Source organism: Halobaculum sp. EA56, from assembly GCF_051195075.1.
In the GTDB taxonomy this organism is placed as follows: Archaea; Halobacteriota; Halobacteria; order Halobacteriales; family Haloferacaceae; genus Halobaculum.
Genome location: NZ_JBNTJX010000003.1, coordinates 369,685 through 391,489 on the forward strand (window position 1 = coordinate 369,685; position 21,805 = coordinate 391,489).

Sequence of the window (21,805 nt, forward strand, 5' to 3'; positions counted from 1 at the left end):
GGGCGGGCGGCACGAACTCCTCCCGTCCGTTCGCTCTCCCCCCTCATCCTTCCCATCCTTCTTTCTGCTCTCGCGCTCCCCCGGCCACAGGTACAATTATGTCCGTCTGTCCAGTGAGCGTACACGCACATGTCGTCCGCGCTCGATCCGCAGGTAGAGGCGTATCTCCACGAGCTATCGGAGCGGGGGCTGCCGCCGTTGTACCGACTGCCGCTGCGGGAGGCCCGCGAGACGTACCGCGACCTCTGCGTGCCCGACGAGCCGCCGGACGACGTCGCGGCCGTGACCGACCGGACCGTCCCGGGCCCGGCGGGCGAGGTCCCGGTCCGGGTGTACACGCCGCGCGGCGACGGGCCGCACCCGCCGCTCGTGTTCTTCCACGGCGGCGGGTGGATGCTCGGCGGCCTCGACACCCACGACGCGCTCTGCCGGGCGCTGGCGAACGCGGCCGGGTGCGTCGTGGTCGCTGTCGGGTACCGGCTCGCACCGGAGCACCGGTTTCCCGCCCCGCTGGAGGACTGCTACGCCGCGACCCGGTGGGTCGCGAACAACGCCGAGGCCGTCGGCGCGACGCCGGACGCGCTCGCGGTCGCGGGCGACAGCGCGGGCGCGAACCTGGCCGTCGGCGTCGGCCTGCTGGCCCGCGACCGCGACGGCCCGACGATCGACCACCAGGCGCTCGCGTACCCGCCCACGAACTACGCGTTCGACACGGACTCCTACGAGGAGAACGCGCAGGGCTACTTCCTGACGCGCGCGGACATGGAGCGCTTCTGGAACGGCTACCTCCGGAGCGATCTGGACGGGGGGCACCCGTACGCCTCGCCGCTCCGTGCGCGCGACCCCGGCGGCCTCCCCTCGACGTTCGTGCTGACCTGCGGGTTCGACCCGCTCCGCGACGACGGCCGCGGCCTGGCCGACCGCCTCTCCGACGCCGGCGTCCCGACCACCCACACGCAGTACGGCGACGTGATCCACGGCTTCCTGACGATGCTCGCCGACCCGGAACTGGACCGCGCCCGCGAGGCAGTCGACGAGATCGGGACGGCGGTACGGGCGGAACTCGGGTGAGCGGCCGGCCCCCGACGAGCGCGGATCCCTTTATCCCTCCACGACCGCGGACACCTCCCCGGACTGTGTGGGCCGGCTCCGCCCGACGGTCGAACGACGCGCGGAGCCGCCGCTCACGACGGACCGATAGCCGATTTCGGCGCTATACGGGCCTGCAAGCGACGGATAACGACGATCTCGGGAGATACGTTTTAGTGATCCGGTGTACGTGAACACCACACAATGGCGTACGTTATCAAGATGCCGAAGCTGGGCCTCGAGATGGAACAGGGGACCGTGCTGGAGTGGCACGTCGACCCCGGGGACGAGGTCGCGGAGGGGGACCTGCTGGCCGAGGTCGAGTCCGAGAAGAGCATCGGCGAGGTCGACGCCCGCGAGGACGGCGTGCTCCGGCACGTGTACATCGAGGAGGAGGGGTCGGTCCCGCCCGGGACGCCCATCGGCATCCTCGCGGCGCCCGACGCCGACATCGCCGACCTGCGAGCCGAGGCGGAGGCCGAACTCGAGGGCGAGGCGCCCGAGGCCGTCTCCGCCGCCGCCGGCGGATCGGGTGGGTCCGGCGGGGCCGCGGCCGACTCCCCGGCGGCCGGCGGGGACGGCGCGGCGGCGACTGACGGGGCGACCGCGTCGACGGCCGGCGACGCGGGAACGGCCTCGGGAGCCGCCGCGGGAGCCGACGAGGTCAAGGCCTCGCCCAGGGCGCGTGAGCGGGCCGAGGAACTCGGGGTCGACCTGACGACCGTCGAGGGAACCGGCTTCGACGGCGCGATCACCGAGGAGGACGTCGAGAACGCCCCCGAGGCCGCGGAGACTGGCGAGCCGGACACGAGCGCGGCGGCGGACGTGAAGGCGTCCCCACGAGCACGAGAGCGGGCCGAGGAGCTCGGCGTCGACCTCGCGAGCGTCGAGGGGACCGGCTTCGACGGCGCGATCACCGAGGAGGACGTCGAGGACGCCGCCGAGGCCGCCGAGGCGACAGCGGGTTCGGCGGGCACCGGGTCGCCGCCGACGGGGGCGACCGAAGCCGGCCTGGATGTCGCCGGCGGGGAGGCCGCGGGCCGGTACCGCCGGGAGACCGCCGTGGTCGACCCGGCCGCCGCCGAGGCGCTCCTCGGGACGGTGGAGGCGGTGCGGACGGCCTTCGAGGGGGCGGTCACGACGACCGACGTGCTGGTCGTCGTCGCCTCGGCGGCGCTGTCGGACGTCCCCGTGGTGAACGGGACCTACGAGGAGGCGACCCACCACGTCCGGGAGCGCCAGGACGTCGCGCTCGTCGTCGACGGCGACGACGGCGACCCGATCACGGGCACGGTCGAGGACGCCGCGGGACGCTCGCTCGGCGAGGTCGTCGAGGCCCGGCAGGCGATCGAGGCCGACGGAACGGACGCGGAGAGCGCGGACGCCGCGCCGACGTTCACGCTCGCGAACGCCGCCGACGCGAGCGCGGACAGCCGGCTGACGAACCCGCCGGCCGTCGCGGCCCTGGCGGTCGACGCGACGGGACGGCGGGCGCTGCCGAGCGACGAGGGCGTGGACCTCCGCCCGCTCGTGACGCTCGCGCTCACGTACGACGCCCGCGCGGTCGGCGGCGACGAGGCGCGGGCCTTCCTCGACGCGGTCCGCGACCGCGCGGCGGCGGCCGACGAGCTCGTGCTGGCGTCGTATCGGGGAACCGAATAGGTCGCCGAACCCGGTGCGCACCGGGGCGGACGCCCCGGACCGGACTACCGATCCGGATCCGGGACGACCGGCCCGTCGCGAACCAGCGCGCCCGCGTCGGCGGCGGCGCCGAGCGCCTCCTCGACGTCCACGAGCCGCGGCCCGCCGGCCGTCGGCGTCATCTCGACGGTCGCGTCGACGAGTTCGATCTCCCGCTCGCCGTCGGCGCCGACGACCGCGTCCGACACCGCGAACGTCGCGGGCTCGTCCCACGCGAGCGCGTCGTGGCGCTCGACGCCGACGGCCGTCGTCATGCCCGGCGCGACGATCGCGCGGACGGTCCGCGGCGCCGTCTCCGCGTCGCCGAGCCTGACGGCGGCGCCGCCGGGCTCGTCCGGCGCCACCGGCTCGATGCACCCCGCGACGCTCCCCAGCCCGATGTCCGACGGGTGTGCCCGCGAGACCACGCCCCCGAGCAGCTCCGTCGGGTCGATGACCGCCCGGGTCCCGACGAACGGCCGGTCGACGATCCCGACGGCGGCCAGCCCCGTGAGCCGCTTCTCGCCGGTCGCGTCGTCGGCCACCACGTCGATCCGGCCGTGCCGGGCGGTGACGGCCCCGGCGTCGACGAGGCCGGTCGCGACCGCGGCGGCGGCCGCCCCCGCGACCGTCCCGTCCACGGGGGTCGGGACGACGTTGTTGGTGCCCGTCGAGACGGACACGAGCGGCACGTCGCCCAGCTCCAGGGACGCGTCCCGGGTGGTGCCGTCCCCGCCGAGGACGACCGCCACGTCGGCGTGCTCGCGGACGTACGCGGCGGCGCGGCGGGTGTCCGCGGCCGTCTCCTCGACCGGCATGTCGATCGTCTCGACGGCGACGCCGTCGGGCGCCTCCTGTGCGACGTGCTCGGCGATCCCCGTCTTGTCCGGCATCACCGACACGCGCGGGGGGTCGTCAGCGATCGTCAGCCCGCTCGCGACGCACTGGGCGACGCGGCGCTTCGCGTAGTTGTCCACGACGCTCGCGCCGCCGGTGAGGCGGCGGACGTCCCGGCCCGCCGCCGGGTTGACGATCAGTCCGACGTGCGCCACGCGTCAGGCGATCCGCTCGATCGCGTCCCGGACGCCCTCCCCGTCGGGAAGGACTTCCCCTTCGAGCGGCGGGCTGAACGGGATGTGCGTGTCGGGCGTGCCGACGCGCTGGATCGGCGCGTCCAGGCTGAAGAACGCGTTCTCCATCGCCCGCGTGGCGACCTCGGCGTGGATCCCGTACGAGAGCGGGCTCTCGTCGGCGACGACCAGCCGGCCGGTCTTCTCGACGCTCTCGACGATCGTGTCGGTGTCGAGCGGGTACAGCGACCGGGGGTCGATCACCTCGACGCTCACGTCGCCGTCGAGGTCCTCCGCGACGTCGAGCGACTCGCTCACCAGCCGCTGTGTCGCGACCACGGTCACGTCGTCGCCCTCGCGCTCGACGCTCGCCTCGCCGATCGGGACCGTGAAGTCCTCGTCGGTCGGCACCTCGCCCTGCTGCTCGTAGATCATCTTGTTCTCGAAGACGAACACCGGGTCGTCCGAGCGGATGGCGGCCTTGGTCAGCCCCTTCGCGCTCGCGGCGGTGCCCGGGGCGACGGCCTTCAGCCCGGGGAAGTGCGCGATCCACGCGTGGACGGTCCCGGAGTGCTGGCTGGCCGCGCCCATGCCGCCGCCCTCGGTGGTCCGGACGGTGACGGGCATCTCCGTCTTCCCGCCGAACATGTAGCGCATCTTCGCCATCTGGTTCATCGTCTGCTCCATCGAGACGCCCATGAAGTCCGAGAACATGATCTCCACGACCGGGCGGGTCCCGGTGGCGGCCGCGCCGGTGGCGGCGCCGACGAAGCCGGCCTCCGCGATGGGGGTGTCGCGGACGCGCTCCTCGCCGAACTCCTCGTAGAGGTCGCCCGTCACCTCGAGGACGCCACCGAACAGGCCGACGTCCTCGCCCATGACGTACACGTCCTCGTCGCGGCGCATCTCCTCGCGGAGCGCCTGTCGGATCGCCTCGCGGACGGTCATCGTCTCGGTCTGCTCGCGGTCGAGTTCTGCCTGTGCGGTCATCGGGAATCACCTCGGGTGTCGCCGCCGTCGGCACGCGGTCGCTGCGCGAACTGTTCGATCTCGGGGACGGAGTCGGCGAACATGTCGTCGTACGCCTCCTCCGGGGCCGGCAGGTCGGCCTCCTGGGCGTACGCCACCGCGTCCTGGATGGTCTCCTCGACCTCCGCCCGCATCTCCTCGAACTCCTCCTCGGTGAGTTCGCCGCGGTCGATCAGCCGCTGCTTGAACGTCTCGATGCTGTCCCGCTGCTTCCAGCGCTCGATCTCCTCCTCGTCGCGGTAGGGCTGTTCGTCGCCCTCGTAGTGGCCGCGGTAGCGGTACGTCTCCGCCTCGATGAGCGTCGGGCCGTCGCCGTCGCGGGCGCGCTTGCGCGCCTCCTCGACGGCCTCCGCGACCGCCGTGACGTCCATCCCGTCGACGGTCACGCCCGGGATGTCGTACGCCTGTGCGGTGTCGCTGAGGTGGTCGACGTTGTGCTGCTTCTCGACGGGCGTGGCCTCGCCGTACTGGTTGTTCTCGACGAGGAAGATCGCCGGGAGGTCCCACGTCGACGCCATGTTGATCGCCTCGTGGACCTGCCCCTGCGCGACGGCGCCGTCGCCGAGGAAGCCCAGCGCCACCTGGTCGCGGTCCTGGTAGTCGATCGTGAGCGCCGCGCCGGCCGCCATCGGCGGCCCGGCGCCGACGATCCCGTTCGCGCCGAGCATCCCCGAGTCGACGTCCGCGATGTGCATCGACCCGCCCTTGCCGTTGCAGTAGCCGTCGGACTTCCCGAACAGCTCGGCCATCATCAGCTTCGGGTCGAGCCCCTTGGCGATGCAGTGGCCGTGCCCGCGGTGGGTGCTGGCGATGTAGTCGTCCGGGTCGAGCGCGGCGCAGGCGCCGACGCCGACCGCCTCCTCTCCGATGTAGAGGTGGACGAACCCCGGGATCTCCCCGTCGGCGAAGTAGTCCCCGGCGGTCTCGTCGAACTCCCGGATGGTCATCATTCGGCGCAACGCCTCCGATCTCCCGTTCTCCGTGTCGAGTGTGTAGTCCGCCATGCTGCGCTAGTGATTGACACTCACTTCCGGCATAACCTTACTGGTTGATTATGTGGTATTACTGGGTGGTCGACCCGTCCGTCGGTTCGTCGGCGCCGGTCGGGACGCGATCGCCGCGACGCCGTAATCCGACGCGGATTTATCATCGTTCACGTCGAACGACACGACGCCATGCGAGCCGCTGTCTACCACGACCGACGGGACATCCGCGTCGAGGACACGGACCCGGGAACGGTCGGGCCCGATCAGGTCCGGATCGACGTCGACGCCTGCGGGATCTGCGGGTCGGACCTCCACGAGTACACCACCGGCCCGATCTTCGCCCCCGGGGACGAGCCGCACCCGGTGTCGGGGGAGACGACGCCGATCAGGATGGGCCACGAGTTCGCCGGGACCGTCTCGGAGATCGGCGAGGGCGTCGGCGGACTCGACGTCGGCGACGCGGTCGCGATCAACCCGATACTCTACTGCGGGGAGTGTCGACAGTGCCGGGAGGGGAACTACCACATCTGCGACTCCGTCGGCTTCGTCGGCCTCTCCGGCGGCGGCGGGGGGTTCGCCGAGAGCGTCGTGCTGGACGCGGAACACGCCGTCCCGCTCGGCGACGACGTGCCGCTCGAACACGGCGCGCTGGTGGAGCCGCTGAGCGTCGGGCTGCACGCGGTCCGCCGCTCCGGCCTCCGCGCCGGCGACGCGGTGGCGGTGTTCGGCAGCGGACCGATCGGGCTCGCGGTGATCCAGTGCGCCCGGGCGGCCGGCGCCGGAACGATATTCGTCTCCGAGCCGCGGGCGGCCCGCCGCGAGCGCGCGGCCGACTGCGGCGCCGACGAGCTCGTCGACCCGACGAGTACCGACGCCGTCGAGTACGTCGCCGAGCACACCGACGGCGGCGTCGACGTCGCCTTCGAGGTCGCGGGCGTCGAGGCGTCGTTCAACGACGCGGTCGGGTGTACGGCGCCGAGGGGCCGAGTGACCGTCGTGAGCATCTGGGAGGAGGAGGTCCGCACCCACCCGAACGACCTCGTGCTCGGCGAGCGGACGGTGACGGGGACGCTCGCGTACCTCGGCGGCCCGCGCTCCGGCGAGGAGTACGGGATGGTCATCGACATGCTCGCGGACGGGCGGCTCGACCCCGAGCCGTTCGTCACCGGGCGGATCGGCCTCGACGGGATCGTCGAGGAGGGGTTCGAGCGGCTCGTCGATCCGGAGAGCGAGCACGTGAAGATCCTCGTCAGGCCGAACGGGTAGCGGGGCTGACGACCGCGGGACGCTCGGGCGGCGACGCGCGGGACCGGGGTCCGATCGGAGCGTTCCATCGAACCCGGTCTCGGGCCGTCCACCGCCGGTCCGGGTCAGGCGTACTCGAGGGTCCCCCGGATGACGTCCGCGTACTCCTGGACGAGCGACGGGTACTCCTCGAAGAACGTCTCGTCGTCGAGGCGGTTCGGCGGCCCGTACAGCGCGATGCCGGCGAGCACGTCGTCCGCCCGGCTCGCGACGGGCACGCCGATGCCGCGCATCCCGTCGAAGCACTCCTCGTCGTCGAACGCGTAGCCGCGCTCGCGGACGCGGTCCATCTCCTCCAGCAGCGGGTCGACCTCCGTGATCGTGTTCTCCGTGCGCGGGTGGAGCCCGTACTGGTCGACCACGTCCCGGATCTCCTCGTCGGACAGCTGGGCGAGGATCGCCTTCCCGAAGGCCGTCGTGTTGAGCCGGGACCTGACGCCCGGGTACGTCCGGTTGACCTTCAGTCGCTTCACCTTGTCACCCTTCTTCATCGAGAGCAACACCCCGAGGCCGTCCTCCTCGATCGCCAGCCCGGCGAACTCCCCCGTCTCCTCGGCCAGCCGCCGGATCTCCGGCTCCCCCACGTTGTATATCTCGTAGTTCCGCCGCACCTGGTTCCCCAGCTCCAGGAACGTCGAGCTCACGCGGTACCGCCCGTCGGGCCCCTTCCGGAGGTAGTCGATCCGCTCGAGGGTGTTCACGTACTCGTACATCGTGCTGAGGGGCATGTCGAACTCCTCGGCCAGCTCGCTCGCCGTGGCCCCCCGCATGTCGATGAGCCGCCGGACGATCCGGTTGGCCCGACACAGCGACTTGAGCGGTTGTGTGGAACCCATTGACACACCCTGAACGTGGAACCTAAATAATAGTTCCGGGTATTTCGGAACGGCTGCGACAGACGACTCCGTCGTGCCGCGGGGGCACGGACGCGACCGGACCGTTCCGAGCGGGGCCGAGCGTCCTGTTCCCGAGTATTCCGAGATACTCGGAACGATTTCGATACGCGGGCACGTACCGGGGCCAATGCCGGGATCGAGCCGCACGGTTCCGACTATTTCGAAGTCCTCTACTGCGGCGGTCCGGGACGGGCGATCCGGGTCGGGACGAGCGGCCGACGCCCGAACGTCGACGGTTCCGACGCGATCGCCCGCCGCGTACGACCGTCGAACGACCGGCCACGCGCGTCGCACCCGCTCATATCGATCAGGTCATGAGTCGACCCCGCCCGCGGCTGTCATCCACATAACCATTACAGTGATAGCAATGTAACGAAATCTTGGAGCCATCTTATCGTCGTAAACGGAACGAACGCTGCCGGGTACCGCACCCGACCTGGGGAGTGGGACGAACCAACCGAGGCCGGCGGGCGGGTGCGAGGGATTCGGCGCCGATCGACGGGGCGGGAACGACGGTTCTCATTACGCCACTACAACTGTAATGGGATCTCCCGTCCCCCGGGAACGCCGGAAACCGGACCGAGGGTTCGCTCGGAGGAGATCCCGTTCGACCCGGTACGGCCGGCGGGGACTCTCGGGTGACGCACGTGGCGAGGCGGAGAGCGCGGGGTCCGTTCGTCGCCCCGGACTCGCCCCGGTCTCCGTCCCGAGTCCGCTCCGGTAGCGCCGGTCGCGACCGACTTCCGCCGCGACTCCCGGACGGACGGGGGTCCCCGACTGCTTTCATCGATAGTGAACGGAACGCCCGTCCGGCGGCCGAACGGCGCTCCGGCTTCTATCCCGTTCAACGATAGTGAACGGCTGGTCCGACGGGGATCCGGGGCCGGGCCGGCGTCTCCGAGGGTCAACCGAACAGGAACTCGAGCTGTATGACGTTCGCGGACTCCCGTACCGCCTCCTCGAGTTCCTCCTTCCGGCGGGGGTTCGTGAACCGCCGGGAGGGGCCCGAGACGCTGATCGAGCCGATCGGCTCGTCGTCGATGACGACGGGGGCCGCGATACATCGCAGCCCGGTGATCGCCTCCTCCCTGTCGTACGAGACGCCGTTCTCGCGGATGTCGGCCAACTCCTCGTCCAGTTCCCCGCGCGAGGTGATCGTCCGCTCGGTGAACTCCGGGAGCCCGTGCGTCTCGACGATCTCGTCGACCCGCTCCTCGGGGAGGTACGCCAGGATCGCCTTGCCGGTCGCGGTCGAGTGCATGCAGCGGCGCTCGCCCAGCGACATGACGTTGTCCATCGTCCCCTCCCCGTCGGATGCGTGGATACAGGTCCCCTTCCCGCGCTCCTCGATCACCAGGTTGGCCCGTTCGCCGGTGTCGGCGGCGAGCTCGTCGACCTCCTTCTTCCCGCGCCGGTACAGCGGGTTCCCCTCCTGAACGCTCGATCCCAGATGCAGGAACTGACAGCTCAGCCGGTACCTGTCCCCGTCCTTGACGAGGTACCCCCTCGAGTGGAGCGTGTTGAGGTGCGTGTAGGCCGTGCTCTTCGGCAACGACAGTTCGTTCGCGACCTCCGAGGCGCCCGCCTCGCCCAGCTCCTCCAGCGCTTCGACGATCTCGAACGCCCGTTCCACTGCGCCGACCGTCTTGGTTGTCTTTCCCATGCTATACGTTCGTCTGTGACGTCTTCCCATATATCTTCACCGATAGTGAACACCCGGCCCCCACAGTTGAACCAGGTCGTGGGTACCCGAATACTTCCGACTGATCGCCCTCGGGACGGGCGGGAACCGTCGGGAGACCGGGGAGGAACGGGAGGAGGCGGGCAGGCTCAGTACCCGACCGTCTCCTCGATCGCGTGCTCGATGCGGGCCGGATGCGGAACGTAGAAGTCCTCCATCGAGAGCAGCGGGACGGGGGTGTCGAAGCCGGTGACGCGTTCGACGGGGGCTTCGAGGTACAGCAGCGCGTCGTCGTTGATGGTCGCGACGACCTCGGCCCCGAAGCCGCCGGTCTTGGCCGCCTCGTGGACGACCACGCAGCGGCCGGTCTTCCGCACCGACTCGAGGACGGTGTCGCGGTCGAACGGCGAGATCGAACGGACGTCGACGACCTCGCAGTCGATCCCGTCGAGGTTGGCCACCGCCTCCCTCGTCTCGTGCATCATCGCCCCCCACGAGACCACCGTCACGTCCTCGCCCTCCTCGCGGACGACCGCCTCGCCGAGTTCCTCGGTGTACGTGCCCTCGGGGATCTCCTCGCGGAACGAGCGGTAGACGTGTTTCGGCTCCATGAAGAGCACCGGGTCGGGGTCGCGGATCGCCGAGATGAGCAGCCCCTTCGCGTCGTGGGGCGTGCTCGGGATGACGACCTTCAGCCCCGGGATGTGGCCGTAGACCGCCTCGAGGCTCTCCGAGTGGTGCTCCAGGGCACGGACGCCGGCGCCGTAGGGCGTGCGGACGACCATCGGCGCCGTGAGCTCACCCCGGGTCCGCCAGCGGATCCGGCTGGCGTTGGTCACCAACTGGTCGAACGCCGGCGGCAGGAAGCCGGAGAACTGGATCTCCGCGATCGGCCGGTAGCCGTAGGTCGCGAGCCCGACCGCGGCGCCGACGATGCCGATCTCCGAGAGGGGCGTGTCGAGGACGCGCCGCTCGCCGAACTCCGCGAGCAGGTCCTCGGTCGCGCGGAAGACGCCCCCGGACTCGGCGACGTCCTCGCCGAAGACGAGAGTTCGGTCGTCCTCGCGCATCTCCGCGTGCAGCGCGTCGTTGATCGCCTCGATGATAGTCGCGTTCATTCGGATCACCCCTTGGGCCGCTGTTCGACACTGTCGAGGATCTCGGGCCGCTCCTCGAGCAGGTCGCGGTACTCGTCGAGCTGCCGCCGCAGCTCCGGGGGCATCTCCTCGTACACGTAGTCGAACACGGCCTCGACGTCGCGTTCGGGGTAGCTGTCGGCGGCCTCGACCGCCTCGGAGAACTCCGCGTCGACCTCCGCGCGGACGGATTCCTCGTCGATCCCGTCCCAGAGGCCGGCGTTCCGGAGGAACGCGCGGTAGCGGTCGAGCGGGTCGCGCTCCTCCCACTCCTCGACCTCGTCGTCCGTGCGGTACCTGGTCGGGTCGTCGCTCGTCGTGTGCGCCGCCCGGCGATACGTGACCGCCTCGACGAGCACGGGATCGCCGTTCAGCGCCCGTTCGCGCGCCTCCGTCACCGCGTTGTAGACCGCGAGCACGTCGTTCCCGTCGACCCGGATCCCGTCGACGCCGTACGCCAGCGCCTTCTGGGCGACCGTGTCCGCGGCGGTCTGCCGCTCGAACGGCAGCGAGATCGCGTACTGGTTGTTCTGACAGAAGAAGACCGCCGGAGTGCCCAGCACGCCGGCGAGGTTGAGCCCCTCGTGGAACGCGCCGGTCGAGGTGGCGCCGTCGCCGAGGTTGGCGAGGGCGACGGCGTCCGAGTCGTCCAGTTTCATGCCCCAGCTCGTCCCCGTCACGACCGGGATGTGCGAGCCGATGGAGATGGCGAGCCCGAAGACGTTGGCCCCCTCCATCCGCGAGGCGTCCTCGACGCCGCGCCAGTACAGCAACAGGTCGCGCATCGAGAGCCCGTGCAACAGCAGCATGCCCGCCTCGCGACCGTACGGGAAGATCCAGTCCTGGCCCTCCAACGCGAAGCCGCCCCCGATGATCGCCGCCTCCTGCCCCTTCCCGGAGGCGAACGTCCCGAGCTTCCCCCGGCGCTGGAGCTTGGTCGCACGCTCGTCGAACACCCGCTGCAGCACCATCCACCGGTAGAGGTCACGGAACTCCGTGTCGGTCAGCTCCGGGAGCTGTTCGGGGTCGTACGGCCCGTCGGAACTGATCACCTGATACGTCTCGATCTCCACGTCCTCCTGGGAGACCGTCCGCGGACCGGCGGCTACCGACTCCGGGGGCTCGGGTCTCGGCTCTTCATTCATGCACGTGCGAATGGTCACCAATTCCCAATATAAATATCGGTGGTGTCCGGCCCGCCGTCGCCCCGAGGGCTCCCGGAGATCGGGAACCCCGTTCGGGTCACGGGGGTCGTCGACGTCCGGCGTCGCGGCGAGTGCCGGGGAGTCGACCTCCGATCCGCGGGCCGAACGCTCGCCGACCCCGTCCCCGCCACCGTGTTCGCCCGCGGAAGCACTACCGTGGCGGACCGCCGCCTCGACGGCCAGTTCGTGGACCCGCTCGCCGTTCCCGGACCGACCACGGATTGCTGGTAACTATTTCTTTATATGGGTGTGCTCTCGATGGTTCCCCCACGACTATGACAAGCAGTCGATCGGACGAGCCGTCCCCGGAGGAGGCGGCCGTCCTCGAGTACCTGGACGAGCACGCCGACGACCACGTCTCGCTTCTCCGGGAGCTGATCCGGGCGAAGCCGGTGAACCCGCCCGGGAACGAGGAGCGGGCGGCGGCGGTGATCCGACCGATCCTGGACGAACTGGGCTTCGAGGTCGAGGAGTACACGGAGGTCGAGGGCCGACCGAACCTCGTCGCCCGCCTCCCGGGGAGCGGCGACGGGCCGACGCTGCTGATGAACGCCCACCTCGACGTGGTTCCGGTCCGGGAGCCGGAGAAGTGGCCCTGTGACCCGTTCGCCGCGGAGATCATCGACGGGAAGCTCTACGGCCGGGGGGCCGTCGACCACAAGCCGCCCATCGTCGCGATGCTCGGGGCGGTGGAGGCGCTGCAGGCCCGCGACGTCCGACTCGACGGGGACCTGCTGTTCGTCTTCGACTCCAACGAGGAGCAGGGCGGGGAACACGGGATGAAGTACGTCGTCGAGAACGCCGACATCGAGGCCGACATGGGGATCTACGCGTGTACGACGAGCCTCACGCCGGAGGCCGTCGAGTACTTCCCCAACCAGGGCCCGGATAACGTCCACCGCGCCAACTTCGGGAACCAGGTCTTCCGGGTCACCGTCGAGGGGCACCTCGAACACCCCCTCGGCGCGGCCGAGACCGACAGCGCGGGGTCACGACTCGCGCGGCTGCTCCCCCACATCGAGGCCTACTGCGAGGACGTGAAGGGACGCGAGGACGACCTCCTCGGTCGGTTGGACGCCGAACTGACGACCGTCGAGAGCGAGGGTCGCCCCGGGCGGGCCTCGCGGGAGGTGCGGGTCCACGTCCGCCGCTACTACGCCCCCTCCGAGGACGCGGACGACGTGTTCGGGGAGTTCGTCGGCCGCGTCGAGTCCGCCGCGGCGACGGAGGGAATCGAGGACGCGGTCTCGGTAGAGCGGCTCTCCGACATGCCCAACGTCGAGGTCCCCGAGTCACACGAGATGGTCGAGGCGACGAGGCGCTCGGCCCGTCTCGTCAGGGGTCGGGAACCAACGGTCACGGGCGTCCCGGCACAGACGGGGATCACGTGGCTCGTTCGGGAGTGGGGGATCCCCATGATCCTCTTCGGGTTCGGGAACGTCAACCTCCACCACGCCGAACCCGAGTGGATCGACCCGTCCGACGTCACCGACACGGCGAAGGCGTACGCGCTGACCTACCTGTCGCTCCTGACCGACGGGGAGTGACCGGACCGGCCGACGACACGACGGGACGCCGCCCTCGCACCGAGCTCGATGCCCGGCTCGACGGGTCCCGCCGCACGTGTCCCGTCGGTTCGTCCCGAGTCTGCCGAGGGTCGCCGTCGAACGGTCGGAAATACAGCACGGGATCGAATGCAAATATCTGCTTGGGAAAGGTTTATCACATATTGCTCCGAGGCTCTCAGATAGTCGCGCGTTAGCAGTTACCAACCACCACGAGGAAGCAAACCAATGACAGCAGAACACACCGAGGCGGAGATCCGGCGACGGCGAATGCTCCAGCTGACGGGGCTGGGAGCGGCAGCCGGGATGGGCGGACTCGCGGGGTGCACAGGCGGCTCGGACGGGACGGAGACGCCGACGGACGAGGTGACGGAGGCCGGCGGGACCGTCACGGAGACCGAGACCGAAGGGACGCCGGTCGAGGCGACGGGGAAGGTCGTCGCATCACACACGTACGACCCGAACACTCTCGACCCGGCGAAGTACGCCAACATCACCGACATGCAGATCGCCAACAACATCTTCGACACCCTCACCGACTACCGGATCGGGACGGCGAAGCTGCAGCCGGGGCTGGCGACGGACTGGGAGTTCACGAACGGCGGGAACAGCATCGAGTTCTCCCTCCGGGAGGGCGTCCAGTTCCACAAGGGCTACGGCGAGCTCACGGCGAGCGACGTCGAGGCGCACCTCGAACGCATCAACGACCCCGACACGGGATCGCCGGTGAAACCGAGCCTCGATCAGCTCGGCTACCAGGGGGTCGACATCGAGGACGACTACTCGTTCACGATCAACTTCTCGGCGCCCGCCTCGCCAGCGCCGTACCTGCTCGGCCAGCAGATGGGAATGATCCCCCCGGCGGACGCGGTCGAGGAGCTCGGCGAGGACTTCGAGTTCAACCCCGTCGGGGCCGGCCCGTTCGAGTTCACCGAGTTCGAGCCGAACACGCGGACGGTCATCACTGCCTTCGACGACTACCACCGCGACGACCGACCGAAGGTCCAGACAGTCGAGTACCGGCCGATCCCCGAGTCGCAGACCGCGTGGTCGGCGTTCCGGTCCCGGGAGATCGACATCCGTCGCGTGAACAGCTCCGAGCGGCTCCAGCAGCTGCGGGGCCGCGACAACGTCAAGTTCAGCGAGGCGATCGGACTCATCACCCGGTTCGTCGGGATCAACACCCAGGTCGAACCGTTCGACAACAAGAAAGTGCGCCAGGCCCTCAACTACGCCTCGAACGACCGATCCATCGTCGAGTCGGTGTTCCCGGGGCTGTCCACGCTGTCGACGAGCTTCGTCGCGCCGGGCGTGAAGCACCACACGACGGAGGACGTCCCGAGCTACGACTACGACCCCGAGAAGGCCCAACAGCTCCTCGAGGAGGCGGGATACGGCGACGGGTTCGAGACGACCTGGTGGGTTCCCCAGATCGGTCGATTCACGAGCCCGGCGACCGTGTTCCAGAACAACTGGTCCGAGGTCGGCATCGACGTCAACGTCGAGATCAAGGAGGTCGGATCCTACGTCTCGACCATCTTCGGGAGCGAGCACGAGATCCCGCTGTTCATCCACAGCCTCGGGCAGGACCCCGTCCCGGACGCGTTCCTGTACGACTCGTTCCACTCCAACGCGTGGGGCCCTGACGGCGGGAACTACTGGTTCTACTCGAACGACGACGTCGACGCGTGGCTCGAGGAGGCGACGTCCTCGACCGACGAGGAGCGACGCGCGGAGCTCTTCGCGGACATCCAGCGCCAGATCACCGAGGACGCGCCGGGGATCTGGATCGACCACGAGAAGTTCATCTTCCCGATGCAGGAGTACGTCAACGGGTTCGAGTCGGACCCGATGCGCCGGATGGAGATGGAAACGACGAGCGTCGACAAGTAGGATGGCGCGACCCCGTCCGAGTCGGCGACGGCCGGACCGGTCGTCGGGACCGGTCGCCGAACGACCACACCCCCCCAACGAATGAGTCTCAAACGGTACGTCGCGAGTCGCCTGCTTCAGGTGATACCGACGGTCATCGCGATCGTGACGATCGTGTTCTTCATGGTCCGCTTCCTCCCCGGAAGCCCCATCAACGTGATGCTGGGCTACGCGGGCGGAAACGAGGTGGTGATCGAGCGACTGAAGGAACTGTACGGGTTGAACCGACCGGTCTGGAAGCAGTACCTCACGTTCCTCTGGCAGTACGCACAGCTCGACTTCGGGTACTCGATCGTCCGCAGCCGGCCGATCGTGCCGATGATCGAGGCGCGGATCCCCCACACGATCCTCCTCGCGCTCGGGGGGACCATCATCGCGGTGATCATCGGCGTCCCCGCGGGCATCGTGAGCGCGGTCAACCGGGACACCTGGGTCGACGACAGCGTGATGATCACCGCCCTGCTCGGCGTGTCCACGCCGAGCTTCTGGATCGGGCTCATGCTGATCCTCGTGTTCGCGGTGTGGGTCCCGATCTTCCCCGCGACCGGCACGGGAAGCCTCTCGAGCCCGGTCGACATCCTCCTCCACCTGGTGTTGCCGGCGATCACCCTCGGGACGTTCTCGGCGTCGCTCATCGCCCGCATCACCCGGTCGAGCATGCTCGACGTGCTCGACTCGTCGTACATCCAGGCGGCGAAGGCGCGCGGCATCGGCGAGCGGACGGTCGTGTACAAGCACGCGTTCATGAACGCTTCCATCCCCGTAGTCACGATCGTGGGGCTGTTCCTCGGGGAGGCCATCGCCGGCACCATCGTGATCGAGGTGGTGTTCGCGCGCACCGGCATCGGCCGGCTGCTGCTCGACGGGATCTACTCCCGCGATTACCCCGTCGTCCAGGCGACGGTTCTGGTGATCGCGGTCGGGTACACGCTCGTGAACCTCGTAACGGACCTGACGTACGCCTGGTTGGATCCCAGGATCCGCTACTGACTACACTACAACGATGTCACTCACAACGGTCACAACCGAACAGACGGAACGCGCCAGGACGCTCCTGGGGCAGTTGGTGGAAACGAGGAAGGGCAAGATCGGCTTCGGCGTCGTCGCCGCCATCGTCGTACTGGCGGTTCTCGCTCCCGTCATCGCCCCGCACGACCCGATCGAACAGTCGCTCGTCGACCGACTGGTCGCCCCGAGCCTGGAGCACCCGTTCGGGACCGACGCGTACGGCCGGGACATCCTCTCGCGCATCCTCTACGGGTTCCGGTACTCGCTGCTGATCGGCGTCGTCTCGGTCGCCATCGGGACCGTCATCGGCGTCGCGCTCGGCATGGTCGGCGGCTACTACGGCGGCCGGGTCGACACGGTCGTCGGCCGCCTCATCGACGTGATGCTGGCGTTCCCGTTCCTCCTGTTCGCGCTGTTCATCGTGGCCGTCCTCGGACAGTCGCTCATGAACGTCATGATCGCCGTCGGCATCGCGACCTCGCCACGCTTCGCTCGGCTGGCCAGGGGCGACACGCTCTCTGTGAAGGAGGAGCCCTTCGTCACCGCCGCCAAGAGCATGGGCCGTCCGAACACGAAGGTGATGGTCGAACACCTGCTGCCGAACATCATCACGCCGGTGCTCGTGATGGGCTCGCTGAACATGGGGCGCGCCATCATCATCTCGGCGGCGCTGTCCTTCCTCGGACTCGGCGTGCAGCCGCCGACGCCGACGCTCGGCGGGATCCTCTCGGACGGCCGGGCGTTCATGGAGTTGGCCCCGTGGGTGAGCATCTTCCCCGGCCTGGCGATCACCGTGGCCGTCCTCGGGTTCAACCTCCTCGGCGACGCGATCCGCGACGTGCTCGACCCGAAGCTCCAGCAGGGAGGTGGGTTCACGTGAGCCTCCTGTCCGTCTCGGACCTCCGGACGGTCTTCGAGACGCGCGAGGGGACGCTCCCCGCCGTCGACGGCGTCTCCTTCGAGATCGAGGAGGGCGAGACGCTCGGGCTCGTCGGCGAGAGCGGGAGCGGAAAGAGCGTGACGGCGCTGTCGGCGATGGGGCTCGTCGAGTCCCCCGGCCGCATCGAGTCGGGGTCGGTCACCTTCGACGGCCGGGACATGCTCGATCTCACCAAGGCCGAGCGGCGCGAGGTCCTCGGGGAGGACATGTCGATGATCTTCCAGCGCCCGAAGGAGTCGCTCAACCCGGTGTTCCGGATCGGGAACCAGATCTCCGAGACCCTCCGGGTCCACGGCTACGACGAGGGCGACCCCTGGGAGAAGGCGGTGTCGCTCCTCGAGACCGTCGGCATTCCGGCCCCGGAGGAGAACGCGAAGAAGTACCCCCACCAGTACTCGGGCGGGATGGCCCAGCGCGCGATGATCGCCATCGCCATCGCCAGGAACCCGAAACTGCTCATCGCGGACGAGCCGACGACGGCCCTCGACGTCACCATCGAGGCCCAGATCCTCGAGCTGTTGGACAACCTCAAGCGGGAACTGGGGATGAGCATGCTGTTCATCTCCCACGACCTCGGCGTCGTCTGGGAGGTCTGTGACCGGGTGGCGGTGATGTACATGGGCAAGGTCGTCGAGGTCGCCGAGACGGAGTCCCTGTTCACCGACCCGCAGCACCCCTACACCGAGGGGCTGCTCCAGTGTCTCCCCCAGTCCGGCCGGGACACGACCCCGATCCGGGGGTCCGTCCCGAGCGCCACGGACCTCCCCGGCGGGTGCAGTTTCCATCCCCGCTGTCCCCACGCCGACGAGGCGTGTCGACAGTCGTTCCCCGCGAAGACCGAGGCGAACGGCCACGAGGTCGCGTGCTATCTCCACGGCGACGTCGACGAGGACGGCGCCCGGCCGCCGGGGAGCCTGCCGGCCCGACGGGAGACGGGGTCCGTGACCCCGGAGCCCGACGGGGGGGAGCGATGAGCTCGGAGCCGCTGGTCAGCGTTCGCGGGCTGACCAAGCACTTCGTCGACTCCGGCGGGCTGCTCGGGTCCCCGACGACGACGTACGCCCTCAACGACGTCTCGCTGGACATCCGCGAGGGCGAGGTGGTCGGCGTCGTCGGCGAGAGCGGCTGCGGGAAGAGCACGCTCGGCAACACCCTGCTCCAGCTCATCGAGCCGACGAGCGGCGAGGTCTACTTCGACGGCGAGGAGACGACCGCGATGGACGGGAAGGAGCTCCGCCGCCTGCGCAAGGACACGCAGATAATCTTCCAGGACGCCTCGTCCGCGCTCAACCCCCGACACAAGATCCAGCGTATCGTGGACGAGCCGCTCCGGGAGCACACCTCGATGAGCCGCGAGGAACGCCGCGACCGGGTCGCACAGCTGCTGGAGGACGTCGACCTGAAGGCGGAACACGCCGACCGCTACCCGCACGAGTTCAGCGGCGGCCAGCAACAGCGGATCAGCATCGCCCGCGCGCTCGCGCTCAACCCGCGGTTCATCGTCGCCGACGAGCCGATGAGCGCGCTCGACCTCTCGACGAAGGCACAGCTCATCCAGCTGCTGGACCGGCTGCAGGAGGAGTACGACCTGACGTACCTGCTCATCACCCACGACATGAACACGGTACAGCAGATCACGGACCGGACGCTGGTGATGTACCTCGGGGAGGTGATCGAGCGCGGCCCGACCGACCGGGTCTTCCAGGAGCCGAAGCACCCGTACACGGAGGCGCTCGTCTCGGCGATCCCGACCCCGGGACGGCGCCGGTCCGAGCGCATCGTCCTCGAGGGGGACGTCCCGGACCCGCAGGACCCCCCGTCGGGGTGCCCGTTCCACACCCGGTGTCACCGATACATCGGCGACGTCTGCGAGGAGGAGAAGCCGGAGCTGACCGGGGTCGACGGGCAGGAACTGGCGTGCCACCTCTACGACGAGGACAAGCCGGGCGACCCGATCGAGCACGGACACGAACAGGTGCAGTGAACGGGACGGTCCGCGGAAGCAGTACACTCATGCCTGTGGGCGGGGCTATCCCCGGACGAACACCCACAGCAATGGACCCGAACTCCGACTCCGACCCCGACTCCGATTCTCGGTCCGATTCCGACGCCCGGTCCGATCCCGAGTCAGCGGACGACCGGATCGACGCCGACCTCGACTGGGGCGACTACCTCGCGATGACGCTCGCGCTCGCGCAGACGGTGTTGCTCCCGTTCCTTCTGGTGATCCTCTTTCTCGCGGTGCTCCTCGTCCTCGCGCTCCTGCTCCTCTGAGGCCGACCGAGGCGTTCGGTTCCTCGGACCCGGCGGGAACACGACTGGACGTCCGCCTCGCCGGCTGAACAACGCTTAACAGCCCCGCTGCACATACCGTAGTACGGTACCGTTCACCACACGGAGGAGAGCACTCATCTACTATCCGAACCGCACCACTGAGTGGGAGCAGAGACCGCCGGAGGCGCTCGGGTTCGACCCCGACGCGCTCGACGACGCCGTCGCCTTCGCGCGCGAACACGAGTCCGTCGTCGACGAGGAGTTCGCGGGCCACACGGACGAGTACGGCGACCTCCTCGGCCCCATGCCCGACCGACGCGGCGCCCCGAACGGGCTGATCCTCCGGAAGGGGCACGTCGTCGCCGAGTGGGGCGACACCCGGCGGGTCGACCTGACGTTCAGCGTCACGAAGAGCGTCCTCGCGACGGTGGCCGGGCTCGCGCTCGACCGGGGCCTCATCGACGACGTCCACGACCCGGTCCACGAGTACGTGGACGACGGGGGGTTCGAGTCGCCGCACAACCGCCGGATCACGTGGCACCACCTCCTCCAGGGGACGAGCGAGTGGCGCGGCGAACTGTTCGGCAAGCCGGACCGGGCGGACCGGCGCGAGGGCGAGGACCGCGACCTGCGGGACCCCGGCACGTTCTGGGAGTACAACGACGTGCGGGTCAACCGCCTCTCGCTCTCGCTGCTCCGGGTCTGGGAGAAGCCGCTTCCCGCGGTGTTCCGCGACGAGGTGATGGACCCCGTCGGGGCGAGCGACACCTGGCAGTGGCACGGGTACGACAACTCGGACGTGACGGTCGCCGGCGAGCGGATAACGTCCGTCAGCGGCGGCGGCCACTGGGGCGGCGGCCTGTGGATCGACTCCCGCGACCTCGCCCGCTTCGGCCACCTCCACCTGAACCGCGGCCGCTGGCGCGACCGGCGGATCCTCTCCTCGGAGTGGGTCGACGCCGCGACGACCCCCTGCGACATCAAGCCCGAGTACGGCTACCTCTGGTGGCTGAACACCGACGGGATCCTGTGGCCGGACGTGAGCCACGACTCCTTCGCCGCCCTCGGGCACGGCTCGAACATCGTCTGGATCCACCCGGAGCACGACATCGTCGCGGTCGTCCGGTGGTTCTCCGGCGGCGACGACAAGCACGAACACATGAACGGGCTGTTCCGACGGATCGTCGACGCGCTCGAATCGTCCGACGAGGGGTGACGGTACCGGGCGCCGGACCCGAGGCGGCGAAGACGCGCTACGCGTCCGGGACGGTGTACTCGTCGGCGATATCGCTCGCCGCCTCCACGAGCCGGTCCACGTACCCGTCGACGTCGCTCCCCTCGATCGGGTTGCCGTGGATCGGCGCGACGTACGAGACGGGGTACGCCTCGAAGATCGCCTCGAGGGCCGCGCGGAGCTTCCCGGGGTCGACGTACCGGAGCCACACCAGGGTGTCCTCGTTGAACGCCTTGACGTCGTCGTAGGCGATGCCGCCGTCGATCTCGCCGGACGTCAGGTCGCACTCGCCGGGCGTGTGGTGGTTACCGAACCCGTCGGCCGTGAACAGCACCTCCGCGACCTCGTCGTAGATCCAGGTCGTGTGCGACCGGTCGGCCAGCGGCGGGTCGATGAAGCTGAACGGCCGCCCCGCCACCTCCAGCCGGCCGCCGATCTCGCACTTGGTCGCCGTCGGCGGGAGCCCCTGCGCCTCCGGGGCCCCGGACGAGGCGACCACCTCGACGTCGTCCCACCGCTCCCTGAACGCGGGGATGTTCCCCGAGTGGGGGTAGTCGCTGTGCGAGAGGACGATCGCGTCGGGCCCCTCGCCCGCCGTCGCCGCCTCGATCTGCTCGGTGATGGCGTCCCGGTGGTAGAACGACCCCGAGTCGACGAGGACGTACCGGTCGCCGTGCCGGATCAGGTACACCGCGGTGTGTTCGTGCTTCCCGTTCTCCAGGGTGAAGCACTCGTTTATCCAGTGGACGTCGTCGGTTAGCTCGACCGTCATCGC

19 protein-coding genes are annotated in these 21,805 nt (G+C 69.6%); 11 read left to right on the plus strand and 8 right to left on the minus strand.

Features of this window, described 5'->3' with window-relative positions; genetic code table 11:
• Positions 1-129: 129 nt before the first annotated feature.
• Positions 130-1,071, plus strand: coding sequence for an alpha/beta hydrolase (locus tag ACQUQ1_RS07630; protein ID WP_435063674.1), 942 nt, complete (start codon positions 130-132; stop codon positions 1,069-1,071).
• A 222-nt stretch (positions 1,072-1,293) separates the two neighbouring features.
• The gene (locus tag ACQUQ1_RS07635) at positions 1,294-2,751 is read left to right on the plus strand and encodes an E3 binding domain-containing protein (protein WP_435063675.1); all 1,458 of its coding nucleotides are present in this window, start codon (positions 1,294-1,296) and stop codon (positions 2,749-2,751) included.
• A 44-nt stretch (positions 2,752-2,795) separates the two neighbouring features.
• Here the strand turns inward: ACQUQ1_RS07635 and ACQUQ1_RS07640 are convergent, their stop codons facing one another.
• The 3 genes from ACQUQ1_RS07640 to ACQUQ1_RS07650 are packed head-to-tail and all read right to left on the minus strand — an operon-like array spanning position 2,796 to position 5,872.
• Entirely contained in the window at positions 2,796-3,821 is a 1,026-nt protein-coding gene (locus ACQUQ1_RS07640) for an NAD(+)/NADH kinase (RefSeq protein WP_435063676.1), read from the minus strand.
• Positions 3,822-3,824: 3 nt separating this feature from the next.
• On the minus strand, positions 3,825-4,829 hold the full coding sequence (locus ACQUQ1_RS07645; RefSeq protein WP_435063677.1) for an alpha-ketoacid dehydrogenase subunit beta: 1,005 nt from the start codon (positions 4,827-4,829) through the stop codon (positions 3,825-3,827).
• Complete coding sequence (locus tag ACQUQ1_RS07650; protein WP_435063678.1) at positions 4,826-5,872, minus strand: thiamine pyrophosphate-dependent dehydrogenase E1 component subunit alpha; 1,047 nt, start codon at positions 5,870-5,872, stop codon at positions 4,826-4,828. Before ACQUQ1_RS07650 ends, ACQUQ1_RS07645 begins: the two co-directional genes overlap by 4 nt.
• A gap of 171 nt (positions 5,873-6,043) precedes the next feature.
• On the opposite strand from ACQUQ1_RS07650, the gene ACQUQ1_RS07655 reads away from it, so the two are divergent.
• Positions 6,044-7,120: a 2,3-butanediol dehydrogenase gene (locus tag ACQUQ1_RS07655; protein ID WP_435063679.1), complete on the plus strand. Its 1,077-nt coding sequence runs from the start codon at positions 6,044-6,046 to the stop codon at positions 7,118-7,120.
• A gap of 104 nt (positions 7,121-7,224) precedes the next feature.
• On the opposite strand, the gene ACQUQ1_RS07660 is transcribed toward ACQUQ1_RS07655, so the two are convergent.
• The 4 genes from ACQUQ1_RS07660 to pdhA form a co-directional block, all read right to left on the minus strand.
• Entirely contained in the window at positions 7,225-7,995 is a 771-nt protein-coding gene (locus ACQUQ1_RS07660; RefSeq protein ID WP_435063680.1) for an IclR family transcriptional regulator, read from the minus strand.
• Positions 7,996-8,959: 964 nt separating this feature from the next.
• Positions 8,960-9,718, minus strand: coding sequence for an IclR family transcriptional regulator (locus ACQUQ1_RS07665; protein ID WP_435063681.1), 759 nt, complete (start codon positions 9,716-9,718; stop codon positions 8,960-8,962).
• 167 nt (positions 9,719-9,885) lie between these two features.
• Positions 9,886-10,854 (minus strand): alpha-ketoacid dehydrogenase subunit beta, encoded by a 969-nt coding sequence (locus tag ACQUQ1_RS07670; protein ID WP_435063682.1) that lies wholly within the window; start codon positions 10,852-10,854, stop codon positions 9,886-9,888.
• A 5-nt stretch (positions 10,855-10,859) separates the two neighbouring features.
• Positions 10,860-12,017, minus strand: coding sequence for a pyruvate dehydrogenase (acetyl-transferring) E1 component subunit alpha (gene pdhA / locus ACQUQ1_RS07675; protein ID WP_435063683.1), 1,158 nt, complete (start codon positions 12,015-12,017; stop codon positions 10,860-10,862).
• A 335-nt stretch (positions 12,018-12,352) separates the two neighbouring features.
• Here pdhA and ACQUQ1_RS07680 point away from each other — a divergent pair, with 335 nt between their 5' ends.
• The 8 genes from ACQUQ1_RS07680 (at position 12,353) to ACQUQ1_RS07715 (ending at position 21,012) form a co-directional block, all read left to right on the plus strand.
• Entirely contained in the window at positions 12,353-13,624 is a 1,272-nt protein-coding gene (locus tag ACQUQ1_RS07680) for a M20 family metallopeptidase (protein WP_435063684.1), read from the plus strand.
• A gap of 246 nt (positions 13,625-13,870) precedes the next feature.
• A complete protein-coding gene (locus ACQUQ1_RS07685) occupies positions 13,871-15,535 on the plus strand; it encodes an ABC transporter substrate-binding protein (protein ID WP_435063685.1) in 1,665 nt (554 codons plus the stop codon).
• 81 nt (positions 15,536-15,616) lie between these two features.
• Entirely contained in the window at positions 15,617-16,564 is a 948-nt protein-coding gene (locus tag ACQUQ1_RS07690) for an ABC transporter permease (RefSeq protein WP_435063686.1), read from the plus strand.
• Positions 16,565-16,577: 13 nt separating this feature from the next.
• Positions 16,578-17,462: an ABC transporter permease gene (locus ACQUQ1_RS07695; RefSeq protein WP_435063687.1), complete on the plus strand. Its 885-nt coding sequence runs from the start codon at positions 16,578-16,580 to the stop codon at positions 17,460-17,462.
• Positions 17,459-18,496: an ABC transporter ATP-binding protein gene (locus ACQUQ1_RS07700; protein WP_435063688.1), complete on the plus strand. Its 1,038-nt coding sequence runs from the start codon at positions 17,459-17,461 to the stop codon at positions 18,494-18,496. Before ACQUQ1_RS07695 ends, ACQUQ1_RS07700 begins: the two co-directional genes overlap by 4 nt.
• A complete protein-coding gene (locus ACQUQ1_RS07705) occupies positions 18,493-19,506 on the plus strand; it encodes an ABC transporter ATP-binding protein (protein ID WP_435063689.1) in 1,014 nt (337 codons plus the stop codon). Before ACQUQ1_RS07700 ends, ACQUQ1_RS07705 begins: the two co-directional genes overlap by 4 nt.
• A gap of 71 nt (positions 19,507-19,577) precedes the next feature.
• Complete coding sequence (locus ACQUQ1_RS07710; protein ID WP_435063690.1) at positions 19,578-19,796, plus strand: hypothetical protein; 219 nt, start codon at positions 19,578-19,580, stop codon at positions 19,794-19,796.
• A gap of 304 nt (positions 19,797-20,100) precedes the next feature.
• Positions 20,101-21,012: a serine hydrolase domain-containing protein gene (locus ACQUQ1_RS07715; protein WP_435063691.1), complete on the plus strand. Its 912-nt coding sequence runs from the start codon at positions 20,101-20,103 to the stop codon at positions 21,010-21,012.
• A 37-nt stretch (positions 21,013-21,049) separates the two neighbouring features.
• Here ACQUQ1_RS07715 and ACQUQ1_RS07720 read toward each other — a convergent pair whose 3' ends face one another.
• Complete coding sequence (locus ACQUQ1_RS07720; protein ID WP_435063692.1) at positions 21,050-21,802, minus strand: MBL fold metallo-hydrolase; 753 nt, start codon at positions 21,800-21,802, stop codon at positions 21,050-21,052.
• Positions 21,803-21,805: the final 3 nt, after the last annotated feature.